At 43.7% G+C, this 16,445-nt stretch carries 9 protein-coding genes and 1 other RNA gene; 9 read left to right on the top strand and 1 reads right to left on the bottom strand.

Translation table 11 applies throughout. From position 1 onward, the window contains the following. Window positions 1-309: 309 nt before the first annotated feature. Window positions 310-2,010, top strand: a complete 1,701-nt coding sequence (locus tag HUW51_RS05950) for a hypothetical protein (RefSeq protein WP_185273071.1) — start codon at window positions 310-312, stop codon at window positions 2,008-2,010. A 202-nt stretch (window positions 2,011-2,212) separates the two neighbouring features. Next, window positions 2,213-2,583: a transfer-messenger RNA gene (gene ssrA, locus HUW51_RS05945) on the top strand. Window positions 2,584-2,925: 342 nt separating this feature from the next. Here ssrA and HUW51_RS05940 read toward each other — a convergent pair. Next, window positions 2,926-3,627, bottom strand: coding sequence for a FadR/GntR family transcriptional regulator (locus tag HUW51_RS05940; RefSeq protein WP_185273070.1), 702 nt, complete (start codon window positions 3,625-3,627; stop codon window positions 2,926-2,928). 388 nt (window positions 3,628-4,015) lie between these two features. Between HUW51_RS05940 and HUW51_RS05935 the strand changes: the two genes are divergently transcribed. From HUW51_RS05935 to HUW51_RS05905, 7 genes are all read left to right on the top strand, one after another. Further along, window positions 4,016-7,327 (top strand): SusC/RagA family TonB-linked outer membrane protein, encoded by a 3,312-nt coding sequence (locus tag HUW51_RS05935; RefSeq protein ID WP_185273069.1) that lies wholly within the window; start codon window positions 4,016-4,018, stop codon window positions 7,325-7,327. Between the two features lie 19 nt (window positions 7,328-7,346). Continuing rightward, the gene (gene nanU / locus HUW51_RS05930; RefSeq protein WP_185273068.1) at window positions 7,347-8,885 is read left to right on the top strand and encodes a SusD family outer membrane lipoprotein NanU; all 1,539 of its coding nucleotides are present in this window, start codon (window positions 7,347-7,349) and stop codon (window positions 8,883-8,885) included. Window positions 8,886-9,085: 200 nt separating this feature from the next. Continuing rightward, window positions 9,086-10,018 carry a dihydrodipicolinate synthase family protein gene (locus HUW51_RS05925; protein ID WP_185273067.1) on the top strand — a complete coding sequence of 311 codons (933 nt, stop codon included), beginning with the start codon at window positions 9,086-9,088 and terminating at the stop codon, window positions 10,016-10,018. Between the two features lie 69 nt (window positions 10,019-10,087). After that, window positions 10,088-11,212: a kelch repeat-containing protein gene (locus HUW51_RS05920; RefSeq protein ID WP_185273066.1), complete on the top strand. Its 1,125-nt coding sequence runs from the start codon at window positions 10,088-10,090 to the stop codon at window positions 11,210-11,212. A 54-nt stretch (window positions 11,213-11,266) separates the two neighbouring features. After that, entirely contained in the window at window positions 11,267-12,523 is a 1,257-nt protein-coding gene (locus HUW51_RS05915) for an MFS transporter (protein WP_185273065.1), read from the top strand. 143 nt (window positions 12,524-12,666) lie between these two features. Further along, on the top strand, window positions 12,667-14,244 hold the full coding sequence (locus HUW51_RS05910; RefSeq protein WP_228466939.1) for a sialidase family protein: 1,578 nt from the start codon (window positions 12,667-12,669) through the stop codon (window positions 14,242-14,244). A gap of 19 nt (window positions 14,245-14,263) precedes the next feature. Next, entirely contained in the window at window positions 14,264-16,351 is a 2,088-nt protein-coding gene (locus HUW51_RS05905; protein WP_185273064.1) for a GDSL-type esterase/lipase family protein, read from the top strand. The last annotated feature ends 94 nt before the right edge of the window (window positions 16,352-16,445 follow it).

Here is a 16,445-nt window from a genome sequence, read left to right as displayed (position 1 = left end):
CTTCTTTTGAGAAGTAGCGAAATTAGTATTTATTTAAAAAAATATCTCTTTCGGCTTTATTGGTTTAATAAATAAATTAAAAAGATAAAAATCTGATTTTTAATTAGCTAAGATGATTGTTTCGGAGATGTTCTTGGGTTTTGCCCGGCGGGGTTTATTTAAAACATAGAAGAAAAAGGCTGCGTATAGCAGAGAACCACTAATTTGTAGTACTACAAAAAGCTAAAAAATAAAAGTAAAAGCTTCGTGTTTTTGCGATTATTTATAAGCTGTTTGTCTAATTTTTTTTCCACCTAAACTCAAGATAAAATGGAAAACAATCAAAAAAATCAGGCTGAAGATCAGAATACCAATTCTAATTCGGGGCTGACCTCTAACGTTTCGGCAACAGCTACCGATTCATCGTCTATGCAAAATAATACCGATAATAAATCGGCCGGAGTGCAGGCAAGCTCGGCCAATGCCAGCACCCCGGAAAACAAAAATCAAAACAAAGATAACAAAAATGAGTCGGAAGGCTTGTTCGGCAAAAAAGTAGAAAGCAAAGCCGATGCAGGGAGTGCCGTAAAAAAATCAAGCGCGAAACCAGAAACCGCTACGGCTAAAGCCACTACCGATAGCAAAAGCAAGGGCAGCAGCAAAAGCTCTGGTGTTTCTGCCACTACCGATAAAAATGCCAAAACAGATGTAGCCAAAACTGTCGGTAAAACCGATAATAAAGACGACCAAAAAAACAGCAACATCGGCGATCAGCAAAATTCCTATGGTCAATCCGGCAATCAGAACAAAGACCAGCAAAATCAAAATAACCAGTTTGCCGATAACAATAACAATTGGTCGCAGCAACATAACCGGGGCGATTACAGCCATTCTGATTACGATAACTACGGCACCGAACAACGCAGCAGTTGGGGTAACCAAGGGGGCAACTATGGCCACCAAAGTGATTTTGGCGGTAGCGGTTCCGGTTACGGAGGTTACGGACAGTCAGGAATGCGGGATCAGTATGGCCAGCAGCCATCGTCGCAAGGTTATGGCGGTTACGGCAACCAAGGGGGCTTTCAGGGCGGTTATGGCAACCAACAATCCCACGACGATAATAACAGCGGCTACCCATCGGCAGCGCGGGGCGGTTACGGTTTACCCGAAGGTGGCCAATACAGCAACCATTCGCATGGCGGATTTCAGGGCAGCTACGGCGGCCACGACATGCGCAACAGCAATTACAACCAACAACAGCAACCTTATAATAACCAGAATCGCAACGACCAGTACAATCAGCAGGATTGGAATCAGCAATCGCGTTTCCGGCAGCAAGACGATTACCGCGGCCAAGGCTACCAAAATAACGCTTCGCAATGGGAGCAGCGTAATCAGCAAAGCCGCTACGACAACGGCCACGATTATGATCAGCAAAACCGCAACCAATCGTGGCAACGCGGTACTTCCGATCGGTTAGGTTCTTCTTACGGTTCAAATTCCGGCTATGGTAACCAAGCTGGATATGGTAATCAGCAAGATCGCCAAGGTGGCTTTAATCAACAAGGCGGTTATGGTTCGCAGGGTGGTTCGTATAACGATGAGTACCGCTCGCCTAGAAATGAGCGGGGCGGCGCGTATGGCAACAATTACGGCTCACCGGGCTATGATAGCCACCGGAGCCAAAACCAGGACGACCGTTTCCGGCAATCTGACCGCGATCAATACCGGGGATCTGGTAGTGGCTCTAACTACGGGAACTCGGCTTACGGCAATTCTTCGCAGTTTAACCGGCGCGATGATTACAGTAACCGCGAAAATTACGGTAATTCACAACACGGTAATTTCCGGAATTATGACCAGGATGAAAGCCGCAGCCGGTATCAGGGCCAAAGTGGTTATGGCAACTCTTCTTCCTCCAGACGTGGACCGCAAAACCAATGGGATGATGACCAGTACAATTCTTCGCACCGGGGCAACCAGGGTGGCTACGAAGGCCGCGCACGCCACATCAGCTACGACGAAGATTAATATTTTAAAAATTTAAAATTTTAGCATTAAAAAGCGCTTCTGGCATGTCAGAAGCGCTTTTTTGCTAGTCGCGGTTTTAGTAAACAACTAATACGGGTACGAACTGTTATTCAAATTGCTTTTATTTTTGTATCTTTACAACCAGAAACTATCCGGAATTTTTTGTTTCTTTCGGGTGTTTACTAGAAGAATCCGCAACTAAGGGGCTGACTGGAATTGACAGCTTGTGCAGGCTGCGGGTAAGCATGTCGGGAGTTGAGCGAATCTCCTGTTAAAAAGTCGTTCAAACAATAATCGGCGAGACTAACTACGCCATGGCTGCTTAATCTAGGTATTAAGCAATAGCCATTGTCCCGCAACTGCTTCTCCGTTCTGCGGTTGAGTACGGGGCATCGAAATGAATGGATAGCAAGGGTGAAGGTACGGCACCCGCGCGAAGCTAAAGTATCTAAGGTGCATTCACAGGTCTGGTGCCGACCTAAATGCGCTCGAAAACCCAACGGCAACTAAACATGTAGAAAGCTCGACGGTTTCCTTGTCTGGACCAGGGTTCGAATCCCTGCAGCTCCACACTTATTACCAGAAACAAAAAACGCCTGCAAACTTATGGTTTGTAGGCGTTTTTTGTTTCTGGTCGACTATCTTACTTTATTTATCTAATCTAATTGAAATAGTATTTATAACGGTGCAGTAAAATAATGTGAGTTCGGCATTATCGTTTATGCTGTACTATCAATCAATAACAATCCGTATTAGCACGTTAAAACTACATTGCTGATGTTTCTCTCTGTCCATTCCTGATTGTGTTCTTTGCTTAGCTCGAAGGCAGGTAGAACTTGTTTGCCAATTTTAGCAACCGGTCTTAATAATTCTTTAAAGGATTTAAATAGAAAGAAGCAGAAGTGCGAAAGCTAATTAATGGAATAGTCGTGCAAAATGATTTTCCAGATGATTGCGCATACCATTTCGTAACATTTCCGCCGATCCGTGTTCAATAATATTTACCAGCCCCTGGTGTGACACAAATTTCTTAATAACTGCCTCTTTCTTTAACAACCCGCTTTTGTGCACGAAATCAAATACCGGCATAAGCATTTTCTGAAATTTTTTGAGCGTTGCATTACCGGAAATTTCGTATAATTTACCATGGAAGGCAATTTCATGATGGATTTGAAACTGATAAGTTTCAGTTTGAGCGGGTTCATTAGCTACAATCTCTTTCAATTCAATAATGTCTTCTGGGGTAACCCGCTCCATGATTAAATCAGCCATGCCAATTTCCAATACCAGGCGCAACTCAAATATTTCCCGGAGCGTTTCGTCATCCAGCACCTGCGGGATCATGCGTTTCTCGAGCAAGGCCAGCAAATCCGGGTTGGTAATAACAGCGCCGCGATGCTTCTTAGATTCTATTAGGCCAATCATACGCAGACGTACCAAGGCTTCCCGCACCACCGAACGGCTTACGCCTAGTGCCCCCGCTAATTCAATTTCGGTGGGGATGGCGTTGCCAACTTTTAAATTTTTTTTAATCAATAAGTCTATTAGGTTTCTTTCCACTCTATCTACCAGCGAGCTGGTATCAATCATCTCTAATTTATTGATCATATTTTCCATGATGTATAAGTAAGTCTATATCATAACTTAAACATAGACTTTAAAGGTTGATTATTATTTTGAAAATTATTTAAAAATAATTTGGAATAAGGAAAGTAATTTTTACCTTGATTATGTCTTACATAATACAAGCAGGTAAGTTATTTATACTGCATGTAAATATTAAGCTATTTATAAAATGTCTTCCGTTGCTTAAGTCTTTGTTTCTAAAAGACCAAATTTTAAAATTGTATATTTTTAAAGCGGTAAATATACAATTTTGTTAATCAGTATCAATTTATATTGTAGAATATACCAGGATTTTGGATCATAAACGACGTTCTAAATTCAGGAAGAATACTTTTTGTTTGTTTATTATGTCTTACTTAATACATTTGAGTTGCTGCTTATGAAAGTAAAATTACTATGCCGGCTCCTGTTGTTGGAATTAGGCCTTTTTCTTAGTCAAATAATGTACGCGCAGTCGCCGGGGGTTAGTGGCCGCGTAATTTCCGAGGAAGATAACCAGCCGCTGATCGGTGTTACTGTAGTAGTGAAAAATAAAAATCAAGGTGTACAAACCGATTTAAACGGTCGTTTTAGTGTGCCAGCAGTAGTAGGCGATGTATTGGTTTTTAGTTACACCGGTTATGAAGGTCAGGAAGTGGCTATTAAAAGTGCTAACGAATCGCTAACCATAACCTTAAAACCATCAACCAAATTATTAAATGAACTAGTAGTAGTAGGGTACGGCAAACAAAGCCGCGAAACCTTAACCAACTCCGTAGCCAAATTGGATGCCGAAGTATTGTCTAATGCGCCGAGAGCCAATATTGGTAGCGCTTTACAGGGCAGCGTTTCAGGAGTACAGGTTACCAATAGCACCGGGCAACCAGGAGCGGCACCAGCAATATTATTAAGGGGAGGAGCCTCCATTAATAATCCCGGGGCCCCGTTGGTAATTGTAGATGGGGTAATCCGTTCGCTCAACGATATTGCTACGGAAGACATTGCTTCCATGGAGCTTTTAAAAGATGCAGCTTCCACGGCTATTTATGGTGCCCGGGCTAATAACGGGGTTATTTTAATTACCACAAAACAAGGGAAAGCCGGTACTGCCCAGATTTCTTATAAATTTACCGGAGGTTATAACCAAAACCGGCAAGGATATACTTATTTGGGAGCCCGGGATTATATTTATTATACCCGCTTAGGTTATTTAAACGCCAACCGGACCTTGGCTCAGGTAAACGCTTCGCGGGGTTTGGGTTTATTAACCGATCCCGCTAATCTGGCTGCTTTCGATATTCAGAAGCTGAACGGAAATAACCTTGGTTTGCTTACCGAAGGTTGGGAAGTTATGGCAGATCCTTATAACCCGGCAACTGATTCCATTATTTTTAAAGACCACAAAGGCGAAATAGAAGATTTGGTATTTCGGAATACCTATACCCGCAATCATTACATTAGTGCCAATGGCGGTAACGACAAAGGAAAATATTTTGCCAGTTTCGATTACTTCAATGAAGACGGAATTATTGTTGGGTCGAACTACCGGCGCTACTCCGGCGTATTAAACGGTTCGTACAAAATTCGCCCAAATATTGAAGTTAATACTGGAGTATCTTTATCTACTTCTTCGCAGATTGGAGTATTGGCCGGGGAAGCAAATGCTATTTACCGTAGTCTTGCAATTTGGCCTACTTTCAACCCGTGGCTCGATGCGGCTAAAATCCAGCCCAATCCTGGTAATAGCGTCAGCGATGGGAACCCGCTTTACTGGTTAAGTCGTAACGAAAGATCAAACGAAATTAACCGGATTACGGCGAATGCCGGTGTTAATTGGGAAATTTTACCCGGGTTTTATTTTAAAGGCACCGGTAATGCCTACTTGTTTGAGACCCTGAACCAGTCTTTTCAAAAAGCAACCCAGACTTACGCTAATATTTTTGCGAACCCACCTTCTTACAGTAATACCAGCCGGAACTCAACTAATAGTTTTTCGCGGGATTTTCAGCAACAGTTTAATGGGATGTTTAATTACGTAAGAACCTTTGGGGCAAAGCATAATGTAGATGCCATGCTGGCGGCCGAGTACTTTGGGGTGCGTTCGAACGCCCTGCAGGTACTGGGCCAAAATGCCCCTACTGATGATATTCCTACAGCCAATGCTTCCACTGTTTTTGCTCCCGGCATTAATAATAATTTCAGTAACACATCCGAGTACCGGATTATTTCCACTTTTGGGCGGTTCAATTACGATTTTGAGCAGCGTTATTTGTTTACAGCTGTTTTCCGGCAAGATGCTGTTTCTAGTTTGGCTCAGGATAACCGCGTTGGTTTCTTTCCGGGTATGTCGGCGGGCTGGAATATTCACCGCGAATCCTTCTTTGAAGAACTGGGTTTAGAAAAGTATGTTTCGACTTTAAAACCACGGGTAAGCTACGGCGAGAATGGCAATGTGGCTGGCTTAGGCCGTTACGAAGTGCAAGGAGTTTATGGCCTGGAAGGTAACTACAACGGGAATGCCGGGTTTCTGAGTACCGAATTTCCGAACCCCGGCTTACGTTGGGAAAAGAGCAAAACCATAAACGTTGGGGCTGATTTAGGTTTTTTAGAAAATAGAATTTCGTTATTGTTTGATTTCTTCGACCGGAGAACCAGCGATCTGTTAACTAATTTAACCCTGCCGAGCTATGTCGGGTTTAATTCAGTCCGGACTAACCTCGGTACTTACCAGAACAAAGGCTACGAGTTTAGCGTGACTGCCGATGTGCTTCGTACACGGTCTGGGGTTAAGCTGAGCGTAGGGGCCAACGCTTCGTACATTAAAAATAAAATATTGCAATTGCCTTTTAACGGCAACGAAAGAAACAGGCAGGGCGGTATCCAGGTTTATGATCCGGAAGTAGGCGAGGTGGTATGGGTAGGTGGCTTGCAGGAAGGTGGCCGGTTAGGCGATATTTATGGATTCCGGCAAGTCTCTATTTTTAAAAACGACGAAGAAGTAGCCGCCATTGCGGGTAGCCGTACCGACGCGATTGCGCGCATTACCGGGCCCAATTTGCCTGCCGGCCCGAATGGACGTATTACTCCTGGTGACGTTAACTGGGAAGACGTAGATAAAAATAATATTATCGACTCCCGCGATCAGGTTTACCTCGGTAACATTTTCCCGAAATGGACGGGCGGCTTTTCGGCCACATTGTCTTACAAAAACTTTTCCCTCTACAGTCGTTTCGATTTTGCTCTGGGTCATACCATCTACAACGATTTAGTAAGCCGGACTTTAGGAAATTATCAAGGCACCTTTAATTATATAGATTGGATAAAAAATGCTTGGTCGCCGACCAATACTGAAACAGATATACCTAAGGTGTATTTTGCCGATCAGGTAGCCGGTTCAAAGCAGAATTATACCCGCGCTAATAATGCCGGTGTGGTTTTAAACGGGAATAATTCGCGTTTCTACGAAAAAGGGGATTATCTGGCCAGTCGGGAAGTTACCCTTTCTTACGATGTAGCCAAATCAATATTAGCCAGAGCCAAAGTTATCTCACAGGCCAGACTCTATATGAGCTTAAACAATTTGTTCTACATTACCAATTTTATCGGTCACAGCCCGGAGCCACCAACAACTAATGGTACTATTTCCGGAATTTACGTTGGTACATATCCCACGCCCCGGTCAGCAGTTTTAGGTGTTCAGGTTACTTTCTAATTAGTACACGTTGTTAATTATGAGAAAAAATTTAAAAAATATCCTTGTTTTAGCTGCAGGATTGGTATTCCTTAATACCTCTTGTTCAGATAAATTAGAGTTGGCCCCGGTAAGTTCTATTAGTAATACCAATTTTTGGAAATCTGCCGATCAGTTCGATGCTTTTGTAACCGGGGTGCATGCCCGTTTCCGGAGCCATAATGGTAATTTTTTGTACCTAGGCGAATTAAGGGCTGATATATATGGAATGGAGCCAGGTTCCAGCGCTTCTTTTACCGGCGAGGCTTCTCAGGGATTAGAACGCATGTGGCTGCAAACCTTAGATCTGGATAACCCTGGAGTCAGTAATTTCGGTGGGTTTTACAACAACATCAACCAGCTTAATTTGCTGATTGATAAATTAAACACCACCAATGTAGTTACCGAGGCAAATAAAAATTATTATCTGGGTATCGCCTATGGCATGCGGGCATTTTATTATTTTCAGTTGCTTCGTAGCTGGGGAGGAGTTGTAATTCAAACGGAACCGTTAAACACTATTGATATTGCCAATTTAGCGAAACCGGCATCCACGCAGGAAGAAGTAATGCAACTAATAAAATCAGACTTAAATCAGTCATCGAGTAGTTTTGGTAATGATTTTACTTTTCGTCAAACCAAGTCGTTTTGGTCGAAGGCAGCTACTTTAATGCTGAAAGCTGAAGTTTATCTATGGACCAGCTACCGAAGCGGTGGGGCGGCAGATGCAACCATGGCAAAAGAGGCGTTAACTGAAATAAAAACAAATGTGCCGGAATTGAATCTGGTGCCTAATTTTGAAAACGTTTTTGCCGTAAATAATAGAGGCAACGCCGAAATTATTTTTGCCAGCCGGTACCAATTAAACGAAGCAAACCAAGCGTTTATAGCCGGTAATTTCGTGCCGCAATCGGGCCTGATTACTAATTTTTACGATTCGCTGGCCAACCGGCAATTTAACGTTACCACCGATAACTGGGGTGGCTTGCTACGGGTGCCGGTAAAGGTTGCTACTTTCCGGCATTTTAAAGACTTGGATACCCGCAAAAGGACTACCATCCAGCCGGCCTATCAGAAGGTGAACGACAATTACGTTATTGCGGGAGCTTTTGTGAAAAAATACCAGGGTGAGCAAAATGCCGGTGCGCGGCAGTATACCAACGATTTTCCGATTTACCGCTACGCCGATTTGCAACTGTTATTAGCCGAAGCTAAATTATTATTGGGTGAAGACCCGGCATCCGAAATAAATTCGGTGCGGGCACGGGCATACGGGGCCAACTACAATCCGGCCGTTCATGCGTTTCCGAGCCAACCCATTGATGCCAACCCCCAAGAAGCTTTGTTACAGGAACGTTTCTACGAATTTATTTTTGAAGGCAAACGCTGGTACGATTTACGGCGCATGGGTGATAATTTTGTTTATGCCCACACCACACTTACTCCTGCCGAGGCTTATAAACTGTTATGGCCAATTGATCGGAATTCTTTAACCAACAACCGGGCTTTAGAGCAAACTCCTGGTTATTCTCAATTTTAAAATTTTAGGCGAATTACAAATGGTGTCTGTGCCTACTACCGTGTTAAAAAGGTAAATAGCGGGCTGATAGATTACCTGTTGCTTGTTTTAGTTATTCTATTAACCGGTGTATTACTTATTAAACGAAAAGCAGAATAAGGTGCGGTAAATAACCTTGCCGCACCTTATTCTGAAAATTAAATTTTTTTAAAATTCTTTTAATGAAAATCGAACATTTAACCGGCCTTATCGCGGCCCCTTTTACCCCCATGCACCCTAACGGTAGTCTGAATCTGGATTTAATACCAGCTTATTACCAATTATTAAAATCTAATGAAAATACCGGAGCTTTTATTTGCGGCTCTACTGGGGAAGGTGTTTCGCTTACCCTCCAAGAAAAAAAGCAGGTTGCGGAAGCTTGGGCACGGGTGACACAGCATGATGCTGATTTTAAAGTTATTACCTTGGTAGGTGGTACCTGCCTGCAAGATGCTGTTGAACTGGCCCGGCATGCCCAGGATATTGGGTTATACGCTGTATCTTTTACCGCGCCTTTTTATTTTAAACCAGCAAACGTACAAATGCTGGCAGCTTGCTGCCAGACAATAGCCGAAGCGGTACCCCAAATGCCATTTTATTATTACCACATTCCGGTGCTGAACGGGGTAAATTTTCCCATGATTGATCTTTTGCGGGAAGTGGATGGCCGCATTGCTAATTTTGTCGGTATAAAATATACCCACGAAGATTTTATGGATTTTCTCTCCTGCCTGCATTTTGCCTATGGTAAATACGATATGCTTTGGGGCCGCGATGAGAACCTGTTATCGGCGTTGGTATTGGGCGCTAAAGGTGGGGTAGGAAGCACCTATAACTATGCGGCACCTCTATACCATCAGTTAATTGATGCTTTCAACCAGGGCGAGTTCGAAAGCGCGCAGGCTTTGCAGCAGCAATCCATTGATATGATTAGGTTACTAGGCAAATACGGCGGCATTGCTACGGGCAAAGCGTATATGAAATTAGTAGGGCTGGATTGTGGCGAATTTCGCCTACCAGTAAAAAATATGAGTCCGCAATCGTTTGAAGCATTTCAGCAGGAGGTACAGGCCCTGTCGTTTGATGTTTATAAATCCTTAATAGCGCAACCGTAATATTATCCTGGACTATTGCTGATGAAATTAAAGCTATTAAATACAATTGCTTTATTCTTACTAATGGTAATGTATAATCAAACAATGGCTCAAAAGCAAACCGTTGCTACTATAAACTGGGAGGTAATTGCGGAACTACCGACCAAAAACGGACAATCCAAAGCGTTAGGCCTTGCCGGTCCGGTTGCGGGCGTACACCACCAGGTATTGCTGGTGGCGGGTGGAGCTAACTTTCCAGATAGTATGCCCTGGCTCGGAGGCAAAAAAAAGTATTACGACGATATATACGTATTTGAAAAAGACGATAAGGGAGATTTTATTAAACCTTACCCTCAGCTATTTCATTTGCCTTACCCGGTTGCTTACAGCGCCAGTGGTTCTTCCCCAGCAGGCATTGTTTGCGCTGGCGGCGAAAACGCGAGCGGAATTACCAACAAAGTACTGCTGGTGCAATGGAATGTTGCTACTAAAAATATTGCTGTAAAAAGCCTGCCAGATCTACCCATAGCCGTTACGAATGCCTCTATAACTATAGATGAAAATAAAGTTTATTTAGGTGGTGGCGAAATGGCAGACGGTGTATCTCATTATTTTTATAGCCTTGATTTAGAGGATATACCAGCAGGTTGGAAGCAAATGCCCTCATTGCCAAAACCAGTTTCACATGCTGTAATGGTGATGCAATCCAGCGCTGACCATAAATACATCTATATGATTGGCGGAAGAAAGAAAAACAGCAATGGCATCAGCGACTTATATGCATCGGTATATCGGTATGATTGTAAAAATAACCAATGGCAGCAAAAGAGTTCATTGCCTTATGCTTTATCGGCCGGTACCGGTATAGCATTAGGGGCCGGTGGTATATTGTTATTTGGCGGGGACAAAGGCGAAACGTTCCATAAAACAGAACAGTTAATTGCGGCTATTGCTGCTGAAAAAGACGAAGCAAAAAAACAGCAATTGGTTCTGCAAAAATCTGACTTACAGGAAGCACATCCGGGATTCAGTGAAGAAGTACTGCAATACAAGGCCCTGACTGATACCTGGGAAATAGCCGGAACCATTCCTTTTCCGGTGCCGGTTACTACTTCTGCTGTTAACTGGGATAAAGGGGTGCTAATACCCACAGGTGAAATAAAAGCCGGTATACGTACTCCCCAACTACTACTCGGAAAATTCCTTAATAAATAACAAATGCATCGCGCTGGATGGCGCCGATGAAAACCTTTCTTTTAAAAATAACACATGGTAGCTACACAATCAAATTATGAAAAACATTACCCCTGGGTTGTGGTAGGTTTATTATGGGTAGTAGCCTTGTTAAACTACATGGACCGGCAAATGCTGTCTACCATGCGGCCTTCGATGCTGGTAGATATTGCTGAATTACAATCTGCCACAAATTTTGGCTATTTAATGGGTATTTTTCTGTGGATCTATGGCTTTATGAGTCCGGTAGCAGGCATTATTGCTGATAAATTTAACCGTAAGTGGATTATCGTTAGCAGTTTATTTGTTTGGTCCGGCGTAACATACACGATGGGCTATGCTACTACCTTCCAGCAGCTATACTGGTTACGGGCCATTATGGGCATTAGCGAAGCCTTGTATATACCGGCGGGTTTATCCCTTATTGCCGATTTTCATCAGGATAAAACCCGCTCGTTAGCTGTTGGCATTCACATGACCGGACTTTATATGGGGCAGGCATTAGGTGGGTTTGGAGCTACGATTGCTGCTACTTATTCGTGGCATACTACTTTTCATACGTTTGGGTTAATAGGTGTTGGGTATTCCGTTGTCTTAATGTTTTTTTTAAGAGAGAAGAAAGATGCTCGGGCAACGGCAAATATGAATATTACCAATCCAAAAGATCAAACCTCTGTTGTAAAAGGGTTGGCCGTGTTATTTACCAATATCTCTTTTTGGGTTATCCTGTTTTATTTTGCCATTCCCAGTTTGCCGGGCTGGGCTACTAAAAACTGGCTACCTACGCTGTTTGCCCAAAATCTACAAATAGATATGGCGACAGCCGGTCCTTTGTCTACCATTACCATTGCGGCCTCTTCCTTTTTGGGTGTCATCTTCGGGGGCATATTATCTGATAGATGGGTGCAAAAAAATATACGGGGCCGGGTTTATACCAGCGCCATTGGTTTAGGGTTAACTATTCCGTCTTTATTGCTGATTGGTTTTGGGGATTCCTTATTTAATGTGGTAGGGGCTGCCTTTTGCTTTGGCTTTGGTTATGGTATGTTCGATGCCAATAATATGCCTATTCTTTGTCAGTTTGTTTCGGCCAGATATCGGGCAACGGCTTACGGTCTGATGAATATGACCGGAGTATTTGCCGGCGCTTTTATTACTGATTTATTAGGAAAATCTACTGATGCCGGAAATTTAGGAAAAAGCTTTGCCATGCTGGCGGTAATTGTGGTGGTAGCCTTACTTATTCAGTTGTATTTTCTTCGACCAAAGGTTAACAATTTTGTGCATGCATAAGCCTGATGCCAGATAGTATAAAGCACTTTCTATTAATATGTTCTATTGCAACTTTATAGTAGAGTTGCAATAAATAAGCTGATTGTAAAAATAGGCCTTTTATAGTATACACATTATAAAGGCAACAATACCCAAATAGAATAATGAGAAAATTTAAAAAAAATAAATTATCGTTCTTACTGCTGGTAATACTAATCACCAATTTTGGTTTTGTGGGCAAAAAACCTGCTTTAATGCCTGTACCTGAAGTTATGATAACCAGTACGGCTCCTGTTAACCCAATATTAATGGGCGTATCGGCTAATCCGCTGTTGCGGATTGGCGTTTACGTCCCAGCCGGGATTTCTCCGGTTAGTTATTCGGGTATCCAATGCCGGCTAAATAAAACCGCGGTTCAGGATATTGATAAACTGGAGGTTTTTTTTACTGACCAGGAACCAGTGTTTGCGGCTGTTAATGCTATTGCATCGGTTTCCCCAACCACCACCGATTTTAAGATACCGGTGCAATTGCGTTTGCAACCAGGCTGGCACTATCTCTGGGTGAGCGCCACCTTAAAAGAAACAGCGGATATTAAAGGTAAGGTGGAAGTGCACTGTCCCCAACTATTAGACGGCCAGAATAAAACCCACCGCATAACCGAAGATCAATCTAGCTATGTTAAAAGAATTGGGGTTCCCGTACGGCGGGCCGGCGACGAAAAAGTAAATACGTACCGCATTCCGGGTATTGGCACCACTGATAAAGGCACCTTGATTTCGGTGTACGACATTCGCTACGAAAATTCCCGCGACTTGCCGGCCAATATCGATGTGGGCATGAGTCGCAGCACCGACGGCGGCAAAACCTGGGAACCCATGAAAATTATCATGGATATGGGCGCGCCGCACGAAAATAATGGTGTGGGTGATCCAGCCATCTTATTCGATCCGGTTACTAAAAAGATATGGGTAGCGGCTCTCTGGAGCAAAGGCAACCGCTCCATTGCCGGTTCAAAACCCGGCCTTTCGCCCGATGAAACCGGTCAGCTTGTACTGGTAAGCAGCGCTGATGATGGAAAAACCTGGTCGGAACCAATCAGTATAACCAACCAGGTAAAGAACCCGGCCTGGAACTTGTTTTTTAATGGCCCCGGCAACGGTATTGCCATGCAAGATGGCAAGCTGGTATTTCCGGCCCAGTACTGGGACGAAAAAGGAATGCCCCATTCTACTATTATATACAGCACTGATCATGGCAAAAATTGGAAAGGCAGTATTTATGGCCCTAAAGCCAATACCACCGAGAGTCAGGTAATAGAAACAAGGCCGGGTACTTTAATGCTAAACATGCGCGATAATCGCGGGCGTTTCCGGAGTGTTGCTACAACCAGCAATTTAGGTAAAGACTGGGTAGAACACGTTACTTCCTATAATACCTTACCCGATCCGGTGTGCATGGGCAGCCTGATAAAAGCAAAAGTAAAGGTAAAGGGCCAGCTTCAGGAGGTTTTATTTTTTAGTAACCCGAATAACCCGGATAGCCGAAACAATATTGCTATTAAAGCCAGCCTGAATTTAGGCGAAACCTGGTTGCCAAATAACCAAACTATGATAGACGAACGCCCCAGTTTTGGCTACTCTTCACTCACCAAAATAGACGATAACACCATTGGTATCTTGTACGAGGGTATCAAGGATTTATACTTTGTGGCGGTACCGGTAAATGAAATAATAAAATAACGGAACCGGATCACCCAGCATGATAAGATTTATCCTGATTCTATTTACGAATATTATTTCTTTCTCTTCCTTAGCCTATCAAAACCAGCAAATAGAAAAAGTAGCTTGTATTGGCAATTCGGTTACTTTTGGCGCCGGCATTCAAGACCGGGAGCAATATTCTTATCCGGCCCAATTGCAAAAGCTACTCGGTGCAAGCTATGAAGTAAAAAATTTTGGTTTAAATGGAGCAACATTGCTGCAGAAAGGGCATCGGTCTTATAATAAAACCCCACAATACCTGGAGGTGCTAGCTTTTAAACCCAGTATTGCTATTATTCATCTGGGCCTTAATGATACCGATCCTCGCAACTGGCCCAATTACAAAGACGAATTTGCAACTGATTATTATAAATTAATTGATACCCTGCGAGCAGTGAATCCCAAAGTGCGTGTACTGGTTTGCCGGCTTACCCCTATATTTTCGGGGCATCCACGGTTTAAATCAGGTACCCGCGACTGGTACTGGCAAATTCAAGACTTGATACCAAAAATTGCTCAGGCTAGGAACGTAGAATTGGTTGACTTGAATGGCCCTTTGCATAACCGCCCCGACCTATTTCCGGATGAGTTGCATCCAACAGCCGAAGGTGCAACTATTATTGCTAAAATGCTTTATGGCCAACTGACGGGTAAGTACGGCGGGTTACAATTAAATGCAGTATTCTCCGACCACATGGTGTTGCAGCAAAAAATGGCGATACCGGTGCAAGGCATTGCTGACTCCGGCGAGGAGATAACAATTAGTTTTGACCAGGAGCAGCTAAAAACCAAAGCCGGAACCAATGGTCGTTGGAAAGCAGAGTTAGCTCCCAAAAAAGCAGGTGGCCCTTACCAACTAAAGGTAGCTACAGCTACTAAACAAATTCTGGTGCAGGATATTCTGGTTGGGGAGGTTTGGTTGTGTTCCGGCCAGTCAAATATGGCTTTTCCGTTGCATGCGGCTCAACAGGCTAAAGACGCGAGTAACATTGCGCAGCAATCCCCCAACATTCGTTTGCTTCGAATGAAACCATTAGTGGAAACCGGTAATTTTGCCTGGGATTCCGCAACGCTCCGCCAAATAAATCAACTACACTATTTTTCCGGCCGCTGGCAGCGCTGCGATTCGGTAAGTGCCGGCGATTTTTCAGCAGTTGGTTACTTTTTCGGCCAGCAATTACAACGCCAGTTACATGTTCCTATTGGCCTGATTCAAGTAGCCGTGGGCGGGTCTAATACAGAGTCGTGGATAGATCGTTCTACTTTAGAGCATCATCCGCAACTGGTAGATTTATTATCTAAATGGCAGACCTCAGACTTTATAATGGACTGGTGCCGCGAACGCGCCGGGGTAAATTTAAAAAATGCCACGGTATCTAAACAGCGGCACCCGTACGAGCCTTCCTATAATTATGAAGCTGGCATAGCGCCATTCACCTCCTTTCCTATAAAAGGGGTAATCTGGTACCAGGGGGAAAGCAACGCGCACAATGAAGAGCTGCACGCCGAATTATTCCGTACCCTTGTGCACAGTTGGCGGCAGCAATGGGGTTTCGAGTTCCCGTTTTATTATGTCCAGTTATCTAGCCTCAACCGTCCTAGTTGGCCTTATTTCCGCGATAGCCAGCGCCAGTTGCTTTCACAAATAAATAAAGTGGGTATGGCAGTAACCAGCGACATTGGAGATTCCACGGATGTACATCCGCGTCAGAAAAGGCAGGTAGGCGAACGTCTGGCCGCTTGGGCTTTGGCGCAAACCTATGGTAAAAATATGGTTTACAGCGGGCCACTGCTTAAATCCGGAAAAGTAAAAGGTAAACAGGTAAGCTGCGCGTTTTCGTTTGGCCAAGGGCTGCAAACCAGTGATGGACAGCCAGTACGCGGGTTCGAAATCGCGGGCAGTGATCTGGTTTATAAAAAGGCAAAAGCCATAATTCACCGGAAAAAGGTAATAGTTTCTGCTCCGGACCTACCGCACCCCAAGTATGTTCGCTATGCCTGGGAGCCTTTTACGAGAGCCAACTTGAGCAATAAAGCCAATCTACCGGCCTCTACCTTTAAATCAGAAACTAAAAATTTTAAATAAACACGTGTATCGCTTTTCTGGGTAGGTTACAGGCAATCAAGCAGCACACCAGTTGCTGCCGGCAAACATGTGCCCTTAATAATAGTTTTGAAGC

Origin of the sequence: Adhaeribacter swui (genome assembly GCF_014217805.1) — a bacterium.
In the GTDB taxonomy this organism is placed as follows: Bacteria; Bacteroidota; Bacteroidia; order Cytophagales; family Hymenobacteraceae; genus Adhaeribacter; species Adhaeribacter swui.
Note: the sequence above shows the minus strand (reverse complement) of the source record. Positions and strands in the feature narration are given on the sequence as shown.

Bases quoted from the DNA above. Each gene is read 5' to 3' on its own strand.
- HUW51_RS05950 (WP_185273071.1), top strand. From the start codon at position 310: ATGGAAAACAATCAAAAAAATCAGGCTGAAGATCAGAATACCAATTCT.
- HUW51_RS05940 (WP_185273070.1), bottom strand. From the start codon at position 3,627: ATGGAAAATATGATCAATAAATTAGAGATGATTGATACCAGCTCGCTG.
- HUW51_RS05935 (WP_185273069.1), top strand. From the start codon at position 4,016: ATGAAAGTAAAATTACTATGCCGGCTCCTGTTGTTGGAATTAGGCCTT.
- nanU (WP_185273068.1), top strand. From the start codon at position 7,347: ATGAGAAAAAATTTAAAAAATATCCTTGTTTTAGCTGCAGGATTGGTA.
- HUW51_RS05925 (WP_185273067.1), top strand. From the start codon at position 9,086: ATGAAAATCGAACATTTAACCGGCCTTATCGCGGCCCCTTTTACCCCC.
- HUW51_RS05920 (WP_185273066.1), top strand. From the start codon at position 10,088: ATGTATAATCAAACAATGGCTCAAAAGCAAACCGTTGCTACTATAAAC.
- HUW51_RS05915 (WP_185273065.1), top strand. From the start codon at position 11,267: ATGGTAGCTACACAATCAAATTATGAAAAACATTACCCCTGGGTTGTG.
- HUW51_RS05910 (WP_228466939.1), top strand. From the start codon at position 12,667: ATGAGAAAATTTAAAAAAAATAAATTATCGTTCTTACTGCTGGTAATA.
- HUW51_RS05905 (WP_185273064.1), top strand. From the start codon at position 14,264: ATGATAAGATTTATCCTGATTCTATTTACGAATATTATTTCTTTCTCT.